Source organism: Methylomonas koyamae, assembly GCF_001644025.1.
In the GTDB taxonomy this organism is placed as follows: Bacteria; Pseudomonadota; Gammaproteobacteria; order Methylococcales; family Methylomonadaceae; genus Methylomonas; species Methylomonas koyamae_A.
The window spans coordinates 36372-59123 of record NZ_LUUK01000197.1 but is presented as its reverse complement, the minus strand read 5'-3'; the positions used below and the strand labels follow the sequence as shown (position 1 = coordinate 59123).

Annotated in this window: 22 protein-coding genes and 1 riboswitch; of the genes, 11 read left to right on the top strand and 11 right to left on the bottom strand. The window is 57.6% G+C overall.

Annotation, left to right across the window (positions count from 1 at the left end; genetic code table 11):
• Window positions 1-59: 59 nt before the first annotated feature.
• Together A1355_RS19465 and A1355_RS19460 are read left to right on the top strand one after the other, a co-directional pair.
• Complete coding sequence (locus A1355_RS19465) at window positions 60-398, top strand: hypothetical protein (RefSeq protein ID WP_064030946.1); 339 nt, start codon at window positions 60-62, stop codon at window positions 396-398.
• On the top strand, window positions 395-2665 hold the full coding sequence (locus tag A1355_RS19460; protein ID WP_064030945.1) for an EAL domain-containing protein: 2271 nt from the start codon (window positions 395-397) through the stop codon (window positions 2663-2665). The genes A1355_RS19465 and A1355_RS19460 overlap by 4 nt, the downstream gene beginning before the upstream one ends.
• Before the next feature lie 7 nt (window positions 2666-2672).
• On the opposite strand, the gene A1355_RS19455 is transcribed toward A1355_RS19460, so the two are convergent.
• Entirely contained in the window at window positions 2673-3962 is a 1290-nt protein-coding gene (locus A1355_RS19455; protein WP_231883731.1) for a L,D-transpeptidase family protein, read from the bottom strand.
• A gap of 224 nt (window positions 3963-4186) precedes the next feature.
• Here A1355_RS19455 and apbC point away from each other — a divergent pair, with 224 nt between their 5' ends.
• A complete protein-coding gene (gene apbC, locus A1355_RS19450) occupies window positions 4187-5275 on the top strand; it encodes an iron-sulfur cluster carrier protein ApbC (RefSeq protein ID WP_064030943.1) in 1089 nt (362 codons plus the stop codon).
• Window positions 5276-5292: 17 nt separating this feature from the next.
• On the opposite strand, the gene proB is transcribed toward apbC, so the two are convergent.
• The 4 genes from proB to rplU all read right to left on the bottom strand — a co-directional run bounded on the left by proB (window position 5293) and on the right by rplU (window position 8118).
• The gene (proB, locus tag A1355_RS19445) at window positions 5293-6414 is read right to left on the bottom strand and encodes a glutamate 5-kinase (RefSeq protein WP_064030942.1); all 1122 of its coding nucleotides are present in this window, start codon (window positions 6412-6414) and stop codon (window positions 5293-5295) included.
• Window positions 6401-7447 carry an Obg family GTPase CgtA gene (gene cgtA, locus A1355_RS19440; RefSeq protein ID WP_064030941.1) on the bottom strand — a complete coding sequence of 349 codons (1047 nt, stop codon included), beginning with the start codon at window positions 7445-7447 and terminating at the stop codon, window positions 6401-6403. The genes proB and cgtA overlap by 14 nt, the downstream gene beginning before the upstream one ends.
• An 82-nt stretch (window positions 7448-7529) precedes the next feature.
• A complete protein-coding gene (gene rpmA, locus A1355_RS19435) occupies window positions 7530-7787 on the bottom strand; it encodes a 50S ribosomal protein L27 (protein ID WP_064030940.1) in 258 nt (85 codons plus the stop codon).
• A 19-nt stretch (window positions 7788-7806) separates the two neighbouring features.
• Window positions 7807-8118, bottom strand: a complete 312-nt coding sequence (rplU, locus tag A1355_RS19430) for a 50S ribosomal protein L21 (RefSeq protein WP_064030963.1) — start codon at window positions 8116-8118, stop codon at window positions 7807-7809.
• 209 nt (window positions 8119-8327) lie between these two features.
• Here rplU and ispB point away from each other — a divergent pair, with 209 nt between their 5' ends.
• Window positions 8328-9332 (top strand): octaprenyl diphosphate synthase, encoded by a 1005-nt coding sequence (gene ispB / locus A1355_RS19425; RefSeq protein ID WP_064030939.1) that lies wholly within the window; start codon window positions 8328-8330, stop codon window positions 9330-9332.
• A 111-nt stretch (window positions 9333-9443) separates the two neighbouring features.
• Here ispB and A1355_RS19420 read toward each other — a convergent pair whose 3' ends face one another.
• Entirely contained in the window at window positions 9444-9863 is a 420-nt protein-coding gene (locus A1355_RS19420) for a hypothetical protein (protein WP_064030938.1), read from the bottom strand.
• Window positions 9860-11494, bottom strand: a complete 1635-nt coding sequence (recD, locus tag A1355_RS19415; RefSeq protein ID WP_064030937.1) for an exodeoxyribonuclease V subunit alpha — start codon at window positions 11492-11494, stop codon at window positions 9860-9862. The genes A1355_RS19420 and recD overlap by 4 nt, the downstream gene beginning before the upstream one ends.
• 132 nt (window positions 11495-11626) lie before the next feature.
• Window positions 11627-11735, top strand: a riboswitch (TPP riboswitch).
• 36 nt (window positions 11736-11771) lie between these two features.
• Here recD and thiC point away from each other — a divergent pair.
• The 7 genes from thiC to yacG all read left to right on the top strand — a co-directional run bounded on the left by thiC (window position 11772) and on the right by yacG (window position 19219).
• Window positions 11772-13640: a phosphomethylpyrimidine synthase ThiC gene (gene thiC / locus A1355_RS19410; protein ID WP_064030936.1), complete on the top strand. Its 1869-nt coding sequence runs from the start codon at window positions 11772-11774 to the stop codon at window positions 13638-13640.
• 147 nt (window positions 13641-13787) lie between these two features.
• Window positions 13788-15503, top strand: coding sequence for a type IV-A pilus assembly ATPase PilB (gene pilB / locus A1355_RS19405; protein WP_064030935.1), 1716 nt, complete (start codon window positions 13788-13790; stop codon window positions 15501-15503).
• A 2-nt stretch (window positions 15504-15505) separates the two neighbouring features.
• On the top strand, window positions 15506-16723 hold the full coding sequence (locus A1355_RS19400) for a type II secretion system F family protein (RefSeq protein ID WP_064030934.1): 1218 nt from the start codon (window positions 15506-15508) through the stop codon (window positions 16721-16723).
• 48 nt (window positions 16724-16771) lie between these two features.
• Window positions 16772-17638 (top strand): prepilin peptidase, encoded by an 867-nt coding sequence (locus tag A1355_RS19395; protein WP_064030933.1) that lies wholly within the window; start codon window positions 16772-16774, stop codon window positions 17636-17638.
• On the top strand, window positions 17638-18249 hold the full coding sequence (gene coaE, locus A1355_RS19390; protein ID WP_064030932.1) for a dephospho-CoA kinase: 612 nt from the start codon (window positions 17638-17640) through the stop codon (window positions 18247-18249). The genes A1355_RS19395 and coaE overlap by 1 nt, the downstream gene beginning before the upstream one ends.
• Entirely contained in the window at window positions 18246-19016 is a 771-nt protein-coding gene (gene zapD / locus A1355_RS19385; protein WP_082885650.1) for a cell division protein ZapD, read from the top strand. The genes coaE and zapD overlap by 4 nt, the downstream gene beginning before the upstream one ends.
• Window positions 19016-19219 (top strand): DNA gyrase inhibitor YacG, encoded by a 204-nt coding sequence (gene yacG, locus A1355_RS19380; protein ID WP_064030930.1) that lies wholly within the window; start codon window positions 19016-19018, stop codon window positions 19217-19219. The genes zapD and yacG overlap by 1 nt, the downstream gene beginning before the upstream one ends.
• Here the strand turns inward: yacG and A1355_RS19375 are convergent.
• From A1355_RS19375 to A1355_RS19360, 4 genes are read right to left on the bottom strand one after another with little or no spacing between them, the layout of a single operon-like run.
• Window positions 19204-20160 (bottom strand): Nudix family hydrolase, encoded by a 957-nt coding sequence (locus tag A1355_RS19375; RefSeq protein WP_064030929.1) that lies wholly within the window; start codon window positions 20158-20160, stop codon window positions 19204-19206. The two genes, yacG and A1355_RS19375, sit on opposite strands and share 16 nt — an antisense overlap.
• 1 nt (window position 20161) lies before the next feature.
• Window positions 20162-21376: a bifunctional glutamate N-acetyltransferase/amino-acid acetyltransferase ArgJ gene (argJ, locus tag A1355_RS19370; protein WP_064030928.1), complete on the bottom strand. Its 1215-nt coding sequence runs from the start codon at window positions 21374-21376 to the stop codon at window positions 20162-20164.
• A gap of 45 nt (window positions 21377-21421) precedes the next feature.
• On the bottom strand, window positions 21422-21646 hold the full coding sequence (locus A1355_RS19365; protein ID WP_064030927.1) for a sulfurtransferase TusA family protein: 225 nt from the start codon (window positions 21644-21646) through the stop codon (window positions 21422-21424).
• Window positions 21643-22686, bottom strand: coding sequence for a tRNA (5-methylaminomethyl-2-thiouridylate)-methyltransferase (locus A1355_RS19360; RefSeq protein WP_064030926.1), 1044 nt, complete (start codon window positions 22684-22686; stop codon window positions 21643-21645). Before A1355_RS19360 ends, A1355_RS19365 begins: the two co-directional genes overlap by 4 nt.
• Window positions 22687-22752 lie beyond the last annotated feature (66 nt).

Here is a 22752-nt window from a genome sequence, read left to right as displayed (position 1 = left end):
TGAGAGTGCTTAATTTCTGCTAAATTACCGGTCAAACTTAGGGAAATAAGGTTACCGGCATGTTCAAGCAAACTCAAAATCAGGTCAATATCTCCGCCGTGCTTGGCGAATACACCATTCCTCCACTGAAAGACATGTTGATTTTGGGGCGCGATTCGCCAATCGGCTGTATCGCGATGCGCCGCGCCATTGAATTATTGGTGAAAGCGCCGTTCGAGCATATCGAGTGCGACGACGAAATCATCAGCGATATCTTGGTCCGAAAAAGCCTGTTGAACCGGGCTTCGCGCGAGGCATTGATCGAGTTTGTGATAGGTCAGGTTAAGCCGCTGATGAGCATCGACGAGATTTTGCACGCCGATTTGGACGTCTCGGTGCGCTTGAGCGCCAAGGTATGAAGGAATTGACGGTAAAGGCCTGTCTTTGGCCCGATGTGGTTAGGGTCCGGGAAGAAGACCGGCCAAAGGGGCGGGCGAATGGCAGTACCGTGTACGCGGTATTTCGCGATGGCGAACTTAGTGCCGATTTTTGCGGCGTGGCTACCCACCATGACATTTCCCTGCACCCTGGCTGGATTTTTGCCGACTTGGTCGAGCATCGCAAGCTCGCGGCCGTGCCGGTCGGTGCCGGTATCCGTACCGCGTTGAAAACCATGCGGAAGCATGGCATGGAAGTGTTGGCCGTGATGAGCCGCGACGAGTTTGTCGGCGTCGTGACCCGGGAAAGCATTTTGCAGGCCTTGCTGGAACGCGATCGGCAGTTGTTACTCGAAAGCGTGCGTTTGCGGGACATCGCCGAGGAAAACCATCGCCAGACCGTGATTTGGGTCGAGCGCTTGGCCGCCCTCAACGAGGCCGCCAGAAGCTTGTTGGGGGTGTTGGCTCGGACGTCGATAGAAACCGAATTGCTGCAAGCCGGGCTCGATGCCTTGCGTAAGCTGTTGGACGCCGATTTTGGGGCGATTGGTATCGTCGATGAGCACGGCGGGATGGCTGAATTCATTTATTCCGGAATCAGCGAGGCTCAGGCCAAGCAAATCGGCGAGCTGCCGCAAGGCAAGGGTTTGTTGGGCGTCGTGATCGAAGAGGATATTTCGCTGCGCTTGAGCGATATGCGCTCCGATCCGCGTAGCATCGGATTTCCGCCGCATCATCCGCCGATGAAATCGCTGTTAGCGGTGCCGATTTCCCGGCACGGTCGGGTGTACGGGCGGATCTATTTGTGCGACAAAGTCGGCGGCGAGGCGTTTAGCGCCAACGACGAGGAGTTGGCGGCCAGTTTCGCGCATTCGTTATCGTTGGTGATCGACAACGCCAGGGAGATGGAAGAGGTCAAGCGGGCTCGCCAGCGCCTGGATTACATGGCGCATTTCGATGCGCTGACCGATCTACCCAATCGCACGCTGCTGACCGACCGCGCCTTGCAATTCATCGCGCGGGCGCAGCGCAAACGCGAGGTGGTGGCTTTTTTGTTTCTCGATCTGGACAATTTCAAGACTATCAACGATTCGTTCGGCCATACCGTTGGCGACGAATTGCTCAGAGAGGTGGCCAAGCGCATCGCCTCGTGCTTGCGTGAAGGCGACACGCCGGCACGCATGGGGGGCGACGAATTCATTATCATGTTGCCCGGCATCAAGGACAGCCTGGATGCCGCCAAGGTGGCGGTCAAGATTTTGGGGCTACTGAATGAACCCTTTGTCATTAACCAACACCAGATTTATTCGCGGGCCAGCATCGGCATCAGCGTGTTTCCGGAGAACTCGGGCAATCTGGACGAACTGCTGGCGCAGGCCGATTCCGCGCTGTACCACGCCAAAAAGCTCGGCAAGAACAACTATCAGTTTTTTACGTCGGAAATGAACAGTACCGCGCAGCGGTATCTGCAGCTTGAGCATCATTTGCGTTGCGCGCTCGGTCAGGGCGAGCTGTCGCTGTACTACCAGCCGCAAGTGCAAATCGATAGCCGGGCGGTAATCGGCATGGAGGCGCTGTTGCGCTGGCATAGTCCGACCTTGGGCATGGTGATGCCGGATCAGTTTATCGGTTTGGCCGAGGAAACCGGGTTGATCGTGCCGATAGGCGAATGGGTGTTGCGGACCGCTTGCGAACAGGCCCAGTGCTGGCGCGAGACAGGTACGCCGGTGCGCGTCGCCGTCAATCTATCCGGTCGGCAGTTCCAGGATTTTCAACATCAACGCGGCTTGTTGGACGTGGTTGCGACCGTGTTGGCCGAAACCGGCTTGCCGGCTGAATTATTGGAGTTGGAAATCACCGAAAGCATCATGATGCGCGATGTGGACACCACGTTAGCCACTCTGCAAGGCTTAAAGCGCTTGGGCGTGCGGATCTCGGTGGACGATTTCGGTACCGGTTATTCGTCGCTGAGCTATTTAAAGCGGTTTCCGCTCGACACGTTGAAAATCGACAAGGCCTTTGTAAAGGACGTTTCCACCGACGACAGCGACCGGGCGATCGTGGCCGCGATTACCGCGATGGCCGGCCAGTTGAAATTGGAGTTGGTCGCGGAGGGCATAGAGGACTTGGAGCAGTTGGTCTTCCTGTCCGGACAGCGTTGCAATTACGGCCAAGGCTATTACTTCAGCAAGCCGGTGCCGGTGGAGCAAGCCACCGCGTTGCTGAAGCCGGGGGCCTTGTCGGAATGACGGCGGCTTAGTTTGCCGAAGGTGCTTGCGGCATCGCGTCGATATCGAAGTTCTGTTTGATGCGTTTTGCCGCCGCCCTGGCTTCGGACTTGGTTTTGAAAGGCCCGGCCAAGACGCGGTAATTGCCGTTGCTGGCAATCTTGCGGGCCGGGATCGGCGGGCCTTGGTGATTGAGCATGGCCGCCAGCTTTTGCGCTTCGGTTTCGCTCTGGAACACATCGGCGATGATCGTCGACCAGGCGTCGGCGTCCAGTTCGCCGATTTCCGGTTGGCCGAACAGTCGTTCCGGATGTTCGAGCTGCGGCGCGGCGGCGCTTAGTTCGGCAAGGTTCGGACTGTTGACGAGTACTGGTGTCGGCACGCCGTCGGCGCGCTTGAGCGTGGCTTCCACCTTGGGCCAATCCAGTGTGGCTTGCCGTTCCGCGGCGAGCTGCTTCAATTTGCCGCGCAGGTCTTTTTCCAGTTGCTTGCGTTGCTTTTCCCATTTATCCAACGGTTGGTGGGCCTCCAGATACAGCGTGTCTCCCGCCCAGGCGGCTAAGAAGGGTTGGTGGACGATGCGTACTGGTGTGCCTATGTCGACTTGCTTGAACAGGTTTTCCACGTCCTCCGGGTAGAGCTGTACGCAGCCGTGGCTGACTTGCATGCCGATCCCGTAGGGCTTGTTGGTTCCGTGTATCAAATAGCCCTTAAAGCCCAGCGGCATTGCGTAATAGCCGAGAGGATTGTCCGGGCCGGAGCGGATGACTTTGGGGAGAGGGTCGCCCAGCGCCTGGTGTTCGCGTTGGATCGATTCCGGCACGGTCCAGGCCGGATTGGCTTTCTTGGCGACGATTTGCGTCTGACCCAGCGGTGTATTCCAGCCTTCTCGTCCGATGCCGACCGGATAGGTCAAGACCGATCGGGTGTTCGGAAAGTAAAACATGCGCATGTTGGCCAGGTTCAATACGATGCCTTGGCGCGGCGCGTCGGGGATTATGAATTGCAAGGGCAGCAATATCGTGCTGTCGTTCTGTAAGCTCCAGGGATCCAGGCCGGGATTGGCGAGGGTAATGTCGTTGTATCCCAGGCCGTAATGGCGAGCAATGTCCGAGAGCGTATCGTTTTCCCGGCTGGAGAGAGTGGCCAGGCCTCCGACGATGTTCAAGTCGGCGGAGAGGCTGAATTGGTGAGTCTCGACGACTTCGTTGGGTTTGACCGTCCAGGTGACTTTTTCCGATTGTGGCTCGGAAAAGAAGGCTAAGGTTTGGCAGCCGCTTAGCAACGACGCCAGTATCAGCGCGAATGGTATAAGCAACGGAGAGTGGACCGGGGAATGGCGGATAGGCGGACGGGTTAAGGCGATCATGACGGTGACGGGACTGGGGCGTCGGATGGTTGTTTCCGCCCGGAGAGTAGCGCGTTTGACGCGGCCTGGCAAGAAAGCCCGTGGATTTGGTTGTCCGGGTTTCTTGGCTTCCCGGAAGATGGTATCTTCCCCCACTATTTTGCTTGGTTATTGGCTTATTGTAGGAGTTGTGAATGGCTATTGAAAAAGCGGCTGTCGAAAATATATTGAAAAATTTCATTGACCCGAATGTCGAGACCGATTTGGTGTCGGCTAAGGCCGTCAAGAAGATTACGGTGGACGGCGACGCGGTCAGCGTCGTCGTCGAAGTGGGCTATCCGGCCAAGAGTTACGTTGGCGAGCTGCGCGCCGAGTTGGAGCAACGCTTGCGCGCGTTGCCGGGGCTTGGGAAGCTGGAGGTCGAAGTGTCCTTCAAGATTGTGTCGCACGCCGTGCAAAAGACCTTGAAGCCCTTGCCGAATGTGAAAAATATTATCGCGGTGGCGTCGGGCAAGGGAGGCGTCGGTAAATCGACGACCTCGGTGAATCTCGCCTTGGCGTTGGCGGCCGAAGGCGCTCAGGTCGGTATTTTGGATGCCGATATATACGGCCCCAGCATTCCTACCATGCTGGGTTTGTCCGGTCAGCCGGACAGCGAGGACGGCAAGATATTGCAACCCAAGTTGTCTTTCGGCGTCCAGACCATGTCGATCGGTTATCTGGTCGATCCCGATCAACCGATGATTTGGCGCGGCCCGATGGTAACCGGCGCTCTGCAGCAGTTGTTGGGGCAGACGCAGTGGCACGACATCGATTATTTGATCATCGATTTGCCGCCGGGTACCGGCGACATTCAATTGACGCTGGCTCAGCAGATTCCGGTCAGCGGCGCGGTCATCGTGACCACGCCGCAAGACATTGCGTTGATAGACGCTCAGCGTGGCTTGGGCATGTTCGAAAAGGTCAACGTTCCGATACTGGGATTGGTCGAAAACATGAGTCTGCATATTTGCAGCAACTGCGGTCACGAAGAGGCTATTTTCGGTCAAGGCGGCGGCGTGGCGATGGCCGCCAAAAACGGGGTGGATCTGTTGGGTGCGTTACCGTTGGATATTAAAATCCGGGAGTTTGCCGACAGTGGCCGACCGACGGTAGTTGCCGATCCGGACGGGCGGCCGGCGCAAATCTACAAGGCCATCGCCCGCAAAATGGCCGCGAAACTGGCGCTGAGAGCCAAGGATTTCAGCGGCCGATTCCCGAATATCGTGATTCAGAATACTTGATCCGGAGCTCGGGCCGGCTAGACCAGTACTAGATTGTCCCGGTGGATGAGTTCGTCGTCATCGGCATAGCCCAGCAAGGCCTCGAACTCGCTGCTGGGTTTGCCGGCGATTTTGGCGGCATCGTCGGCGCCGTAGTTGATCAGGCCGCGGGCAATTTCCTGGCCGTGGGCGTCCAGGCAAGATACCAAGTCGCCGCGTTGGAATGAGCCACTCACCGTCTTGACACCGACGGCCAGCAAACTTTTGCCGGCGGCTTTCAGAATTTTGACGGCGCCGTCGTCCAGCGTAACGCTGCCTTTGAGCTGCAATTGCCCGGCCAGCCATTGCTTGCGGGCCGCCAGCGGGGCGATGTTCGGTATCATATAGGTGCCGAGCGCTTCGCCGGCAAACACGCGATTGACGACTTGCTCCAGCTTGCCAGAGACGATGACGGTGGCGGCGCCGGATCTGGCCGCCAACCGGGCGGCGCGAACCTTGGTGAACATGCCGCCGCGTCCTAGGCCGCTAATGCTACCGCCGGCCACTTCGTCGAGCAGGCTTTCGTTGACGCTGATTTCGGAAATCAATTGGGCGGCGGGATTCAGGCTGGGATTGGCGTCGAACAGACCAAGCTGGTCGGTCAATAGCAATAGCAAATCGGCTTCGACCAGATTGGCGACCAGCGCGCCCAGGGTGTCGTTGTCGCCGAAACGGATCTCTTCGGTGGCCACCGCGTCGTTTTCGTTGATGACCGGAACAACGCCGAAATCCAACAGGGTTAGCAAGGTGCTGCGGGCATTGAGGTAACGTTGCCGGTCGGATAGGTCGTCGTGGGTCAGCAAGACCTGGGCCGCCAGCAGGCCGTGAGTCTGGAATTCGTCTTCGAAGCGGCGCACCAGGCCCATCTGGCCGACCGAGGCGGCGGCTTGCAGTTCGTGCAGCGTTTTCGGACGGGTTTTTAATTTCAGGCGGCTCATGCCTTCCGCCACCGATCCTGACGAGACCAATACCACGTCGACATCGTGTTTGCGCAGCGCCGCCATTTGCTCGACCCAGCCGGCGATCGCGGGCTTGTTTAGGCCGCGGCCGCCGTCGGTCAGCAGCGAGCTGCCGATTTTGACGACGACGCGTTTAGCTTTAGAGAAATCAGACCGGCTCATCGGCGATGGGCTCCAGCGAATTGCGTTGCGCTTCCAGAAAATCCATGATCGCGTACATCAGTTCTTGGGTGCCCTGGTTTTTCAGCGCGGAAATCTTGTATACCGGGCCATCCCAGTCCAGTTCGTCGAGGATGGCTTGACAGTGGGCGTCGAGCTCGTCGTCCGGGACGTTGTCGATTTTGTTCAGTACCAGCCAGCGCGGCTTTTCGGCCAGTTCGTCGCTCCATTTTTCGACTTCGGCAATGATTTTCCGGGCGGCGGAAACCGGTGTTTCGTCGCTCTGGTAGGGGGCAATGTCGAGGATGTGCAGCAGCAGGCCGGTACGCGACAAGTGCTTTAGAAACTGCAGGCCTAGCCCGGCGCCCTCGGCCGCGCCTTCGATGACGCCCGGAATATCGGCGATCACGAAGCTGCGCATGTCGTCGACCCGAACGACGCCCAAATTGGGATGTAGCGTCGTGAACGGATAGTCGGCTACTTTCGGGCGCGCCGACGAGACGGCCCGAATCAGGCTGGATTTGCCGGCATTGGGCATGCCGAGCAGGCCCACGTCGGCAATCACCATCAATTCCAGACGCAGCATGCGGTGTTCGCCCGGCGTCCCCTTGCTGGTTTGCTGAGGCGCGCGGTTGATGCTGCTTTTGAAGCGGGTGTTCCCCAAGCCGTGAAAGCCGCCCTTGGCAACCAGAAGTTGTTGGCCGGGCTTGGTTAGGTCGCCGATTTTCTCGCCGGTGTCGGCTTCGTAAACGATCGTGCCGGGCGGTACCGGGACGAAGCAATCATCGCCTTTTTTACCCGTGCAGTCGCGGCTGCCGCCGTTTTGGCCGCGTTGGGCGCGGTGCACCGAGTGATAGCGAAAGTCCACCAGGGTGTTAACGTTCTCCGTGGCCACCAGATAAACGCTGCCGCCGTCGCCGCCGTCGCCGCCGTCGGGGCCGCCCAACGGAATATATTTTTCTCGGCGGAACGACGCCTTGCCGTTGCCGCCGTCGCCTGCTTCCACGCGGATTTCCGCTTCGTCAACAAATCTCATAATGTACCGGTATAAACAAAAAAGCCCCGCTAAACAACGAGGCTTTTCCTTTCAGTGGTGCCTTGCAGCACTGCTGGCGATGTTACGCTGCTGCGATGCTAACGTATTTGCGGTTTTTCGGGCCTTTTTCTTCAAAAACCACTTTGCCGTCCGCGGTCGCGAACAAGGTGTGGTCTTTACCGATGCCGACATTGGTGCCAGGGTGAAATTGAGTGCCGCGTTGGCGAACCAGAATGTTGCCCGCTTTAACCACTTGGCCGCCAAAACGTTTGACGCCCAGGCGTTGTGCATTGGAATCGCGACCGTTGCGGGTACTACCGCCTGCCTTCTTGTGAGCCATGATCTAACCTCTGTGAATGTTATGCGGAAATACCAGTGATCTGGACTTCCGTGTAATATTGACGATGCCCCTGTTTTTTCATGTGGTGCTTGCGTCTTCTGAATTTGATGATACGGACTTTTTTGTGGCGACCTTGAGAAACCACGGTTGCGGTGACCTTTCCGCCTTCAACGTAAGGCTGACCAACTTTTACAGAGTCGCCTGATTGAACCATCAATACCTTGTCGAACTCCACGCTGTCGCCCGCGCCTAGTTCCAGTTTTTCGATTTTTAAGGTAGTACCTTCTGCGACACGGTACTGTTTGCCACCTGTTTGAATTACCGCATACATCGGCGTAAGCTCCATCAAGCATAAACTGTTAATAGTGAACAGCGGATTATATGTTTGGAGGCAAGTTACGTCAAACAAAAAATGCTTTTAGCACTAACGGTTTAAAGCCATGTTCGGACTGGTACTATTGACACTATTCGGTATTATTCATAGCATGACCGGCTAACCAGACAAAATTTGCCGTAGTGATCAGCGTTCAGACTCTTTCCATGATAGCCACAGATTCAGCGCCGACTAGCGGTGCCATAGATTTTGATTCGATCAAAAATTTGACCAGCGAGGAGTCTCAAGCTGTCGACCGCTTAATTTTGCAAGAATTAAGTTCGGATGTCGTCCTGATCAATCAAATCGGGCATTACATCATAGGTAACGGCGGTAAGCGTTTGCGGCCTATGTTGTTGTTGTTGGCCGCGAAGGCGTTGGGCGAGGTTGGCGATCATCACTTGACACTGGCGGCGGTCATCGAATTTATCCATACCGCGACGCTATTGCATGACGACGTTGTCGACGAATCGGCGATGCGACGCGGCAAGGAGTCCGCCAACGCGGTCTGGGGTAATGCCGCCAGCGTTTTGGTCGGGGATTATCTGTATTCGAGTGCGTTCGAAATGATGGTCCGCACCAACAACATGCGGGTGATGGACATCATGTCCAAAACTACCACGGCTATCGCCGAGGGCGAAGTGTTGCAACTGTTGAATTGCAACAATCCCGAAACCAGCGAAGCTAAATATCTCGAAGTGATTGCCCGCAAAACCGCGATCCTGTTCAGCACGGCGACTCGGTTGGCGGCGGTGGTTTCGGCCGCCGACGCTGTCGTCGAAAACGGCTTGGCGGTCTATGGGCAACAATTGGGCGTGGCATTTCAATTGATCGACGATGCACTGGACTACAAGGCTAACAGTGAGGAACTGGGTAAAAACCTGGGCGACGATTTGGCGGAGGGTAAACCGACCTTGCCGCTGATCTACGCAATTCAACATGGCGACGAGCGTCAGGCCAAAGTGGTGGTAGATGCGATTCGGCAGGGCTCTCGGGACGCTTTCAATGAAGTTTACGAAGTCGTCAAGGCTACGAACGCGATCGAATACACCGAGCGTTGCGCGGATCGAGCCGCCGCGGCCGCCATTGAGGCGCTGCAATGCTTGCCGGATTCGGACTACAAGCGCGCTTTGGAAGCCTTGGCTCATTTCTCGGTGCAGCGCAGTCATTAAGGTTGCGCGGCGATGAATCTTTCCGGCTGCTAGTTTTTCGGTTGTTGGCCTGGTTTTGAGGGCGGGCTGTCCCAGTCAGGCCGTACGGCTATTCCGGACGGGGATAGCCTTCTAATCGTCTTCCCGGTCTGGATCCAGCTCGGCCAGATGTAGTAAATCCTGTATCGCATCGGTCAGACGCGCGAAACGCGCGTCGATTTTCTCCAATAACTCCTGAAAAAATCGGTCGCTTGCCACCGGCGAGTCCGCGTTTGCCGCAAACAGCCGGTCTTCGAGTTGGCTGGCGGCGTCGGTGTCGGCGATTTCGGCCAGTTCGCCTAAGGCCTCGGACGAGATTAGCGCGCTTAGGTAGTGTTTCTTCTTCAGATCTTCGGTTTGCAAGGTCAGTGTGTTCGCCAATTCCAAGACCCGCCGCGCCAGAGTGTGGAGTTCGCTCAGCAAGCTCAGCCCGTCGGTCAGCATCGCCAATTCGCCGGCTTGTCCCTCAATGTCTCTCAATAGTTGTTTGCAGCGTTTTTTGGTCGTTTTCATGCTTGGCTCCCGGTCGCGATTAGCTTTTCGCCCAAGCCGCTGTGTCTGACGCTTGGGCGGGCGACGCAGGTTTCGAAGATGTCGCGCTCGGCGAACACGCTTACTCGGTGTTTCGCCCGGGTGATGCCGGTGTACAGCAATTCCCTGCTGAGCACCGGATTGGCGCGTTCCGGCAGTACCAGCATTGCCTCGTCGAACTCGGAGCCCTGGCTTTTATGAATGGTCATTGCGTAAACCGTTTCGCACGCGGGCAGCCGAGCAGGGCGCAGACCGCGAAATCCGTCACGGTCCGGAAAATAGACGCGCGGTTGGCCGTCGGCGGGGTCCGGCAGGCAGATGCCGATATCGCCGTTGTATAGTTGGGTAGCCGCGTGGTTGCGGGAAATCATCACTGGCCTGCCGGGGTACCAGGTATGGCCGATGCTCTGCGGCCATGCTTGGGCGGCGGCGCGTTCCACGCGACGGTTGATGTCTTCTGCCCCGTACGGACCTTGTTGATTGGCGCATAGCACCTGGAAACGCTGGAACTCGGTGAAGATTTCGTTCAGCCCGGCCCCGGCCGCTATCAGTTCGAAATAGCGGCGATAGCGCTCGCCGATATAGCTGATCGCGTCGTGTTTTAGTCGGTGGATCGCGTCGTCGCCGGTCAGCAGCAATTGCCAGGCTTGTTCGGCGTCGCCGCGATGGACGGCCTCGGCCAGCGCCTTGATTTGCCCTTGAAAACGGTGCGAGTGGCGCAGCTCGACGGTTTGCTCCGGTAGTCCGCGAGCAATGTCCGCCAACACCGCGCCGGCTTCGACCGACGCGAGTTGGTCCTTGTCGCCGAGCAGAATCAGGCGCGCGCCCGGTTTTAGCGCGTCGACCAGTTTGCTCATTAAGGCGAGGTCGACCATCGACGTTTCGTCGACTACGACCACGTCGTAGGGTAGCGGGAAGTCGGCATTGTGACGGAAGTACGGGGATGGCGGTTTGGCGCCGAGTAGGCGGTGTAGTGTGCAGGCGCTTTCCGGTACGGCTTGTTTGATCGTTTCCGGGCAATTCAGATGGGCTTTATTGGCAACGATTGTTTGTTGCAGACGCATCGCCGCCTTGCCGGTCGGCGCCGCCAAGGCGATGAATGGCGGGTTTGGGTTCAGTTCCAGCAATAAGGCGAGGATTTTCAAAACCGTGGTGGTCTTGCCGGTGCCGGGTCCGCCGGTGACGACCGTCAATGCTTGGGTTAACGCCGCGCGCGCCGCCTGTTGCTGCGCGTCGGACTCCTGTCGGTCCGTCGGGAAATGCCGCGCCAGCGCGGGTTCCGGGTCGAGTATGTCGAATTGAATGGCGGCGAGCGTTGCCAGTTGCATGGCCAGTCGGGATTCGTACTGCCAATATCGGCGCAGGTAGAGACGCTGGGATTCAACGATCAACGGCGTCAATGCGTTATTTGAGGCTAGGCCGGACGCCAGCAGCAAATTGGCGTCGGCCGGGTCCAGCTCGATACAGCTATGGCCGGCGGCTTGTTGTTCGGCCAGCGTTTTCGCCAGCGCGTAAAGGCGGGTGTTGTCGGCGCTTGAGACAACGCTGCGCGAGGTCAGGAAGTCGGCGAAGTGGCTGGCCAGCTTGTCGTGAGGCGTTTCGGGCGAAGTCATCGAGGCGGTTAAATTTAGCTGGCTTGTTGGGTGCAAAAGGCTAAAACCCATTGTTTTATAAGCTTTTTGTGTTGGGATTAGTCCTTGGCGGACTTGCATTTCCAAACATAATCATATACCGTAAGCGACCACCTGAAAGGCTAGGGGTGCTTTCCGTCGAAACTTTAATCCGGAAAGCTGAGAAAAACCCTTCGAACCTGAACCGGTTAATGCCGGCGTAGGAAAGCCCAAATCTTTTCCCTGCGCTCGCGATTTATTCTGATTTTTGGAGATAAGCATGAGCGCTGTCCGCAACGAAATTACGACCGATACCGGCAGTAGCATCCGGATCGATTCCTACCCGGCTTCGGAAAAAGTCTATATCGCCGGCAGCCGACCCGATATGCAAGTACCGATGCGCCAGATCAACCTGTCGGATACCCCGGCGCATTTCGGCGCCGAGAAGAATCCGCCGATCTTCGTCTACGACACTTCCGGCCCTTACACCGACCCCAACGTCGACATTAACCTGCACCAAGGCTTGAACTCGGTACGCGGATTATGGATAGCAGAACGCGGCGATACCGAATTGCTGAGCGGACCAACCTCCAAATTCGGCCATGAACGTTTGCACGACCCCAAAACCGCGCACCTGCGTTTCGAGCTAACCCGCAATCCGCGCCGCGCCAAAGCCGGCCACAACGTTTCACAGATGCATTATGCCCGCAAAGGCATCATCACGCCGGAAATGGAATACATCGCGATCCGCGAGAACCAGAACCTGGAAGCGATGCGCGACCGTTACCAAGGCCAGCATCCGGGCTTTTCCTATGGCGCCAATATTCAGTCCTTCATCACGCCCGAATTCGTGCGTTCCGAAGTCGCCAGGGGCCGCGCCATCATTCCGGCCAACATCAACCACCCGGAATTGGAGCCGATGATCATAGGCCGCAACTTTTTGGTCAAGATCAACGGTAACTTGGGCAACTCGGCGATCACGTCTTCGATCGAGGAAGAAGTCGAGAAAATGCTGTGGGGCATCCGTTGGGGTGCCGATACCATCATGGACTTGTCCACCGGCAAGAACATCCACGAAACCCGCGAATGGATCTTGCGTAACTCGCCGGTACCGATCGGCACCGTGCCTATCTACCAGGCGCTGGAAAAAGTCGACGGCAAGGCCGAAGAACTGACCTGGGAAATCTTCCGCGATACGCTGATCGAGCAGGCCGAACAAGGCGTGGATTACTTCACGATACACGCAGGTGTGCGCCTGCAGCACGTACCGTTGACCGCCAAGCGTTTGACCGGCATTGTTTCGCGCGGCGGCTCGATCATGGCCAAATGGTGTTTGGCGCACCACACCGAGAGCTTCCTTTACACCCATTTCGAAGAAATCTGCGAAATCATGAAGGCCTACGACGTGTCGTTCTCCTTGGGCGACGGCTTGCGTCCGGGCTCGATCTACGACGCCAACGACGCTGCGCAATTCGGCGAGCTGGAAACCCTGGGCGAACTGACCCAGATCGCCTGGAAACACGACGTGCAAACCATGATCGAAGGTCCCGGTCACGTGCCGCTGCAAATGATCAAAGTCAACATGGACAAACAGCTGGAAGACTGCTTCGAGGCGCCGTTCTATACCCTGGGCCCGCTGACCACCGACATCGCTCCCGGCTACGACCACATCACCTCGGCGATCGGCGCCGCCAACATCGGCTGGTACGGCTGCGCGATGCTGTGCTATGTGACTCAGAAAGAACACCTGGGCCTGCCCAACAAACAGGACGTCCGCGAAGGCATCGTCACCTACAAAATCGCCGCGCATGCCGCCGACTTGGCCAAAGGCCACCCCGGCGCGCAAATTCGCGACAACGCCATGTCCAAGGCCCGTTTCGAATTCCGCTGGGAAGACCAGTTCAACCTGGCGCTGGACCCGGAAAAAGCCCGCTCCTTCCACGACGAAACCTTACCCAAGGAATCGGCCAAGGTTGCTCACTTCTGTTCGATGTGTGGCCCGCATTTCTGCTCGATGAAAATCACCCAGGACGTGCGCAACTACGCCGAGCAAAAAGGCCTGGAAGAAGAAGAGGCGCTGAAAAAAGGCATGGAAGAAAAGTCCGAGCAATTCCTGAAGGAAGGCGCGGCAATTTACCACGAAGTTTAAGGCTCTTTAGGCACTGCCGGCCAGTCGGGCCGGCAGTGCCGATGCCTGCGGAGTCGATTTAGGCGCGACGTGGAGTTTGGATTAAATCCTTACATCATCTATAGTTGCAGCCTAAACTTCCAGTAAATCCATTCCCGACTCGATTTCATGGCGACAGCTCCTTCCAATATTCATTTCAGCGGCTTGGCCAAGTGCCTGATCCAAAAAGGCCTGTTGACTGAAGAGACTGCCGCCGCCTATCTGCAAGAAGCCCAAAAACGCAAGCAAGCCTTCGTCAGTTATCTGGTCGAGCATAAAGTGCTCGACAGTCGGACCGTGGCCTCCATCGCTTCCGCCGAGTTCGGCGTGCCGTTTTTCGATTTGGATGCGATAGATGTGGCGTCGTTGCCTATCAAAATGGTCAGCGAAAAGCTGATCCGCCAACATCACGCTCTGCCACTGTTCAAACGCGGTAACCGCTTGTTCGTCGCCACCGCCGATCCGACCAATTTCCAGGCGCTGGACGAGATCAAGTTCCATACTCGGCACAATACCGAGAACATTCTGGTCGAAGAAGACAAATTGATGAAGATGATCGATACCGCGCTGGAAGCGGCCGATACATCAATGAAGGATTTGCTCGACGACGACCTGGACAACATCGATATCTCCGCCGGCGACGAAGCCAAGCCGGCCGAGGAAGTCGGCGGTTCGGACATCGACGATGCGCCCATCGTCCGTTTCGTCAACAAAATTCTGCTCGATTCGATCAAGCGCGGCGTTTCGGATATTCACATGGAGCCGTTCGAGAAGAAGTTCCGGATCCGGTTTCGGGCCGACGGCATTTTGTCCGAAGTCGCCAGTCCGCCGGTCGGTATTGCCAATCGGATCATATCCCGGATCAAGGTCATGTCGAAAATGGACATCGCCGAGCGGCGGGTGCCCCAGGACGGCCGGATCAAAATGCAAATTTCCAAGAATCGGGCCATCGATTTCCGGGTGAATACCTGTCCGACGCTGTTCGGCGAAAAAGTGGTGATGCGGATACTCGATCCCACCAGCGCCCAGATCGGTATCGAAAAATTGGGTTTCGAGCCTGTTCAACAAAAAAACTTTTTGGACGCCATTCACCGGCCCTACGGGATGGTGTTGGTGACCGGGCCAACCGGTAGCGGTAAGACGGTGTCGCTGTACACCGGCTTGAACATTCTGAACAGCGTCGAGCGGAACATTTCGACCGCCGAAGATCCGGTCGAGATCACGGTCGAAGGTATCAATCAGGTCAACGTCAATGCCAAAGCCGGCTTGACCTTCGCCGAAGCCTTGCGGGCTTTTTTGAGGCAAGACCCGGATATCATCATGGTCGGCGAGATCCGCGACCTGGAAACCGCCAGCATCGCGGTCAAGGCAGCGCAAACCGGTCACTTGGTATTGTCGACCCTCCACACCAACGACGCGCCGCAAACCATCAATCGCTTGGTGCAGATGGGGATAGAGCCGTTCAATATCGTGTCGGCGGTGAATCTGATCATGGCCCAGCGCTTGGCGCGGCGGCTTTGCGAGCATTGCAAGAAGGAGGCCGACTTTCCGGAAAACATCTGGTTGTCGGCCGGCTTTAGTAAGGAAGAAATCGGCACCTTCAAAATTTACGAACCGGTCGGTTGCGAGCATTGCAACAATGGCTACAAGGGGCGGGTGGGTATCTATCAGGTGATGCCGATCAGCGAAGCGATGCGCGCGTTGATTTTGCGTGGCGGCAATGCCATGGACATGGCCGCGCTGTCCAAAACCGAAGGCATCAACGACCTTAGGGCTTCCGGCTTATTAAAAATACGGCAGGGTATTACGTCGCTCGAAGAAATCGACCGCGTCACCAAGGAATAAACATGGCAAAGCAAGACGAGCAAATCGAGTTCAATTGGGACGGTTTCGATAAGCAAAACAAAAAAACCAAGGGTACGATCATGGCCAAAAGCGAAGTGATTGCCCGAACCGAGCTGCGGCGGATGGGGATACGCGTCGTCGGCATCAAGCGCAAGGCTAAGCCGCTATTCGGCGCCAAGGTGCAGAAAATCACCAGCGCGGATATCGCGATATTTGCCAGACAGTTGGCGACGATGTTGGAAGCCGGCGTGCCGCTGGTGCAGTCCTTCGACATTATCGGCCGCGGCCACGACAATCCCAGCATGGCCGAGCTGTTGCTGGCGATCAAGGCCGACATCGAAGGCGGCGACACCATGGCCCAGGCCTTGGCGAAACGGCCTATCTATTTCGACGATTTGTTCTGCAATTTGGTCGCCGCGGGCGAGCATGCCGGGGTGTTGGAAACCTTGCTGGACAAGATTGCCACCTACAAGGAAAAAACCGAGTCGATCAAGAAAAAGGTCAAAAAGGCACTGACCTACCCGGTCGCGGTGTTGGTGGTTGCCTTCATCGTGACCGCGATTTTGCTGATTTTCGTGGTGCCGGTGTTCGAGGACTTGTTTAAAAGTTTCGGCGCCGACCTGCCGGCCTTCACTCAATTCGTGATCGGCTTGTCTGCCTGGGTACAGGAATGGTGGTGGGCGGTGTTGCTGGTGATCGGCGGCGGCGGTTATACCTTTGTCTACTTCAAGAAACGCTCGCAGGCGTTTAACCATTTTCTCGATAGAACGCTGTTGAAGATTCCGGTGGTCGGCATGATTTTGGAAAAATCGGCGATCGCCCGTTTTGCTCGCACGCTATCGACGATGTCGGCGGCCGGCGTGCCGCTGGTCGAGGCCTTGGTGTCGGTGGCCGGCGCTTGCGGCAATATTCTGTTTCATGATGCGGTAATGAGCGTCCGCGACGAAGTATCCACCGGTCAGCAGTTGAAGGTGGCGTTGGAACAAACCGGCATGTTTCCGAATATGGTGGTGCAAATGGTCGCCATCGGCGAGGAATCCGGCTCTATCGATGCGATGTTGGATAAGGTGGCGGATTTCTTCGAAGAAGAGGTAGACAACCTGGTCGACAACCTCAGCAGCCTGATGGAGCCGATCATCATGGCCATCTTGGGCGTATTGGTCGGCGGCTTGATCATCGCGATGTATTTACCCATCTTCAAGCTCGGCGCCGCGATGTAGGCGTCCTCCGCTGATCGGTTTGGCCGGGCGGGATTTCCGCGAGATTTTATGCTGACGATGTTGGAACAATTTCCGCCGCTGCTGATTGGCGTGGCGCTACTGCTAGGTCTACTGGTCGGCAGTTTCTTGAATGTGGTGATTTACCGTTTGCCGGTGATGCTGCAACGCGATTGGCGGCGCGATTGCCACGAGTTTTTACAACTGCCGTATTCGGAGCCCACCGAGGCTTTCAATCTGATGTGGCCGGCTTCGCATTGTCCGGCCTGTAACGCGCCGATCAAGGCCTATCAGAACATTCCGGTGTTGAGCTATTTACTGTTGGCTGGCCGGTGCGCGAACTGCGCTACCCCTATCGCTTGGCGCTATCCATTGGTCGAGGCGTTTACCGGACTGTGTTCCGCGCTGGTGGCCTGGAAGTTGGGCTTCGGGCTGGGGTTGGCATTCGGTTTGTTGTTGACCTGGAGCTTGATTGCGTTGAGTTTCATTGATTTCGACCATCAATTGTTGCCCGACAGCATCACTTTGCCGATGTTGTGGCTGGGTTTGTTGCTGAGTTTGTTCGGTGTCTATGCCGAACCGCGCGATGCGATCATCGGCGCGGCGGCTGGCTATTGGGTACTGTGGAGCGTTTACCAGGGCTTCAAACTGCTGACCGGCAAGGAAGGGATGGGCTTCGGCGATTTCAAGTTATTGGCCCTACTTGGCGCCTGGTTCGGTTGGCAGTATCTGCCGCAGATTGTGTTGCTGTCGTCGCTGTTGGGCGCGTTGGTCGGCGTGACGATGATCGCGACCGGGCGGCGCGAAGCGTCCAAGCCGATTCCGTTCGGGCCTTATCTGGCGGCGGCCGGTTGGATCGCCATGCTGTGGGGCGACGACATCAACCGCTGGTATCTGCATTTTGCCGGATTGAATTGATGTTGACGATCGGCTTGACCGGCGGCATCGGCTGCGGCAAATCCACGGTTTGCCGGCTGTTCGAGGCGCTGGACGTGCCCATCGTCGATGCCGATCTGATTGCCCGGCAATTGGTCGAACCCGGTCAGCCGGCCTTGCAAGACATCGTCGCGGCGTTCGGAAGCGCGGTTTTACATGCCGACGGCTCGCTGGACCGAGCCGCATTGCGGGCCAAGGTGTTTGCCGATCCCGAGCAAAAGCGCCGTTTGGAAGCCATATTGCATCCCTTGGTCTATACCGAAATCGCTAGACAAGTCGAGGGTTTGACTGGGTCCTACGTCATCGTCGCGGTGCCCTTATTGCTGGAAACCGATGGCGATCGTCGGGTGGATAGGGTGTTGGTGGTCGATTGCCCGCCGGAGAATCAACTGCAACGGGTGTTGGCTCGGGACGGATTGGCAATCGATCAGGCGCGGGCGATTATCGCCAGTCAGCTTTCCCGAGAGGCGCGCCTGGCGCGGGCCGACGACGTTTTGGACAACGGCGGCGATCCCGACCGGCTTGCAGAACAAGTTAAAAGCCTGCACAATTCCTATAATTTATTAGCCTCTGTTAGGACACCCACGGCTTGAATACACTCACCATCTACGAATTCCCTCTGAATGAACGAATTCGTGTGTTTATGCGCTTGGAGCAGCTCTTTCAACAACTCAGTCACTTTATGTTGGGCGCCTCGGTGTTCGACAAACGCGCCGCGATCTCCGTCCTGTTGGATATATTGACCATCTTTAGCCGTAGCGATCTAAAATCCGAATTGCTTAAGGAGCTGGACAGGCATACCAAGGTTTTGAATCAGCTGGCCAACAGCCAGGGTGTCGACGGCGAAAAACTCCAGGAGATTTTGGCTGAGGTCAGCCAAGCCAGCCGTAGCCTGTACAGCGCTAACGGCAAGATCGGCATCAGTGTCATGGAAAGCGATTTGTTTCAAAGCATTTCCCAGCGCAACTCGATACCGGGGGGCAGTTGTTCGTTCGATCTGCCAGCGTTTCATTATTGGTTGGAGCAGGACGAGGCCGAGCAACAAAAGGACCTGGAGCGTTGGACCCAGCCTTTCGTTGCGATCCGGATAGCGATAGACCTGATCTTGGGTTTCATTCGTCAAAGCCACGTGCCGACTCAGGAAGTCGCCAAGGCTGGATTCTTTCAGTTGGCGTTGGACAAAAGCCATCCGGTGCAATTGCTGCGGGTCGGCATTGCGGCCGCCTTGCCGTGTTTCGCCGAAATCAGCGGCGGCAAACACCGTTTCAGCATTCGCTTCATGAAGCCGTCCACCGACGAAAACCGCCCCAACCAAATTCTCGACGATATCGATTTCCAATTGACCCGCTGCATGTTCTGATGAGCACTCGTTCCACGACGACAGTGGCTTGCCCCACGTGTCGAAAACCGGTGGCCTGGGTGGCCGCCGAAGCATTCAAGCCCTTCTGTTCCGAGCGTTGCAAGCTGATCGATTTGGGCGATTGGGCCACCGAGGCCCATAAGATTCCAGGCGAACCGCTAGTCGACGACCCGTCCGACGACGACGCTTATCCCGGCGATTGAGCGGCGTTCAAAAACGCGCCGATGCCGGCGATGCCTTGCGCGCCGGCGTGGGCGGCACGGGCGCCATCTTCACGTTGCAAGCCGCCCAGCGCGTAAACCGGTAAACCGGCCCGCTCGACCAACGCTTCGAAGCGTTCCCAACCCAACGCAGCAGCACCCGGATGCGAGGAGGTCGGTTGGACCGGTGCCAGCACCGCGAAATCCAAGCCCAAATCTTCCGCCAAGCGCAGCTCGGCCAAATCGTGGCACGACGCAGCGACCCAGCGATAGCCGGCCGGCCGAGCCTTGCAGGCGCGCAATGCCCGGCTGCTCAGGTGCAAACCAGCGTAGCCGGCGTCGGATATCGGCAGATCGGCGTTGATCATCAACGTGGTGTCGGTGCCGCTGCTTTCCGATGCGATGCCTTCCAGAGTGGCGGCCAATTCGGCCGTCGGCAGCGATTTCAGCCGGATTTGAATCAGCCGGAGGCCTTGGTCGATCAACAGGCGGTAGCGGTCCAAGGCTTGTCGTTGGGTGGCGGCTTCCAGAATGGCATAGTGTCTGGGCAGTCGCGCGGCGGCAATGATGGGGCGGTTAGCGGCCGGAAAGGCGAATTCGTTCAGTCGTTCGGCGGCGACCCATTGCATGGCCTGACCTTCGCGGCCGTGGGCTTGACCTTCGAATCGCCGAATATCCCACACATCGAGCAACACCTGGCGGTCGCCGTAATCGTGAGCGATTTTGATCAGAGGTGTAGCGTCGGCAACGCGGATGCCGACTTCTTCGTACAACTCGCGACACAAGGCTTCCAGCACCGTTTCGCCGGCTTCGACCTTACCGCCCGGAAACTCCCAAAGTCCGCCCTGGTGAGCGGTCTTGGCGCGTTCGGCGATCAGGATGCGGCCGTCGCCGCCGCGAATCACGCCGACTGCGACATGCAGGAGGCGGCTGGCGCCAAGCATATTAGGTCCGGTATTCGGCGTTGATCTTGACGTAATCGTAGGAGAAATCGCAGGTCAGCACTTCCTCGCACGCCTCGCCCCGGCCCAATCGGACCGTGACCAGAATCTCTTGCTGGTTCATCACGCGTTGGCCGTCTTGCTCGGTATATAGCGGCGAGCGGCCGCCGTTCTCGACGATGCAGACGGTGCCCAGATAAATTTCGATGTTTTCCAGTACCAGGTTTACGACGCCGGCCCGGCCGACCGCCGCCAGAATGCGCCCCCAGTTGGGGTCGCTGGCGAAGAACGCGGTTTTGACCAGCGGCGAGTGGGCGATGGTCTTGGCGACTTGTACCGCTTCGGCTGCGCTCGAAGCTTGTTCGACCCGGATGCGGATCAATTTGGTGGCGCCTTCGCCGTCGCGGATGATCAGTTCGGCCAGCCGCTTGCACACGGCGGTGACTGCGTCGGCGAATTTTGCGTAGTGCTCGCTGTCGGCCAGAATCTCCGGCGCCGTGCTGGTGCCGCTGGCCAGCAGTACGCAGGCATCGTTGGTCGAGGTGTCGCCATCGACGGTAATCCGGTTGAACGAGACTTCCGTCGCCGCCGCTAGGCATTGTTGCAGCAGAGTTTGGTCTATGGTCGCGTCGGTGGCGATGAAGCCCAACATCGTCGCCATATTGGGTTGGATCATGCCGGCGCCCTTGGAAATGCCGGTGATCGCGACCGGGTGGCCGCCGATGTCGACGACGGTCGAGGCGCCTTTCGGGAAGGTATCGGTGGTCATGATCGCGCGGGCGGCTTGGTCCCAGTGGGCCTCGGCCAGGTCGGCGACCGCCTTGGGCAGCGCGGAGGTCAACTTGGCGACCGGTAGCGGCTCGCCGATGACGCCGGTAGAAAACGGCAGCACTTGTTGGGCGATTCCCTCGACTTCGCCGGCCAGGCCGGCGCAGCAGGCGAAGGCGTCTTGCAGGCCTTGCTTGCCGGTGCCGGCATTGGCGTTGCCGGAGTTCACCAGCAGCCAGCGCGGCGCCATGCTCAAATGGGATTTGGCTAATTGAACCGGCGCGGCGCAAAAGGCGTTCTGGGTGAATACCGCCGCGCAACTGCCGCCGTCGGCCATTTCGACGACCAGAATGTCGTCGCGCACGGTTTGCTTGATCCCCGCGTTGCAGGTGCCGAGTTTGACGCCCTGTATGGCGTGCATGATCGGAAATTCGGTGTGACCTACTGCCATTTTCTATCCTGTTAACACTGTGGTCCGAAAACTCTGACGTGGAACTTAGCCCACTTGTAAAACAATAACATACTCGCCACTCTCCGCCCGAGTCTCCAACACCCGATGCCCATTGATCCGGCACCAGGCCGGGATGTCCTGCATCACGCCGGGATCGGTGCATTCCACGGTCAGGACGTCGCCGCTTTGCAGGGTTTTGACTTTATCCTGGGTGCGAATCACCGGCAACGGGCAGAGCAGGCGGCGGGCGTTTAGCGTGAATTCGTTCATACGAACCAAGCCTCGGGGATTTGATCGGCCGCCAACGGGGCCACGCTGATTTGGCGTTCGTTGCCCTGCCGGTCGCGGATGGTTACGTCCACGTTCTCGGCATCGCGGCCTTGGCCGTAACGGGCCAGGATGCGGGCAGCCAAATGCAGATCGTCTTCGTCCGGGGTGCCGTCGATCAGCACCAACGGGCCGCGATGGCTCGCGCAGTTCATGCTGACGAATTCTTTTTTATAGCCGCTCATGAAGCGGGCTTCGCCGTCCTCGCGGGCTACGATCAGCTTGAAATGCGGCTTGGGCCGAATATGCCGGCCGACTTTCAACAGCATCACGTCATCCAAGTCGTAGTCGCGTTTGCCGCGTGCCTGCCACAAGTCGGCCAATTTTTGCGAATAGGCGGCGTCGGTCAAAAAACAGCAGCCGCCGGCCGGTTGGGCGTAATCGCTGAAGCCGTATTGTTTGGCTAGCGCCATCTGCGGTTTGCGCGAGCGGCCGCTGAAGCCGAACAATGCTTCTCGGCTGATCCAGCCTTCGCGTTCAGGTAGCGTAGCCGGCAGGTTTTGCGCGGACAAGGGCCTTACCAGCAAGTCGTCGGCACCGGATTCGGCGGCGACGATGGGCATGGTTTGCTTGCGTTGCGACATCGGCCGTTGGCCGACGACTTCGCCGGTGATGATGAAGTCGAAACCGTTTTCCGCCATCCATTGCTTGGCCTTGTTGACCATGAAAATCTTGCAGTCCAGACAGGGGTTCAGATTGGCGCCGTAGCCGTGCTTGGGATTCAGCAGAACTTGCTTGTATTCTTCGATGATGTCGACGATATGCAGCTTGATGCCCAGTTGCTCGGCGACCCACAGCGAATTGTTGCGCTTGGTTTTGGCTTCGTCCTGTTTACGGATGGCGTGGGTATGGCCTTCGACGCAAAATCCGGTGAAAAAGTTGATGCCCTCGACATGAATGCCCTGCTCGAGGATAGCCTTGGTGGCCAGCATGGAATCCAGGCCGCCGGAAATCAACGCTACTGCCTTACGTTGTTGACTCATAACCGCAAACGTCTAATCGAGAAAAAGCCGGGCATTATACCGGTTCGGGGCTGCGGGGCTTCAACT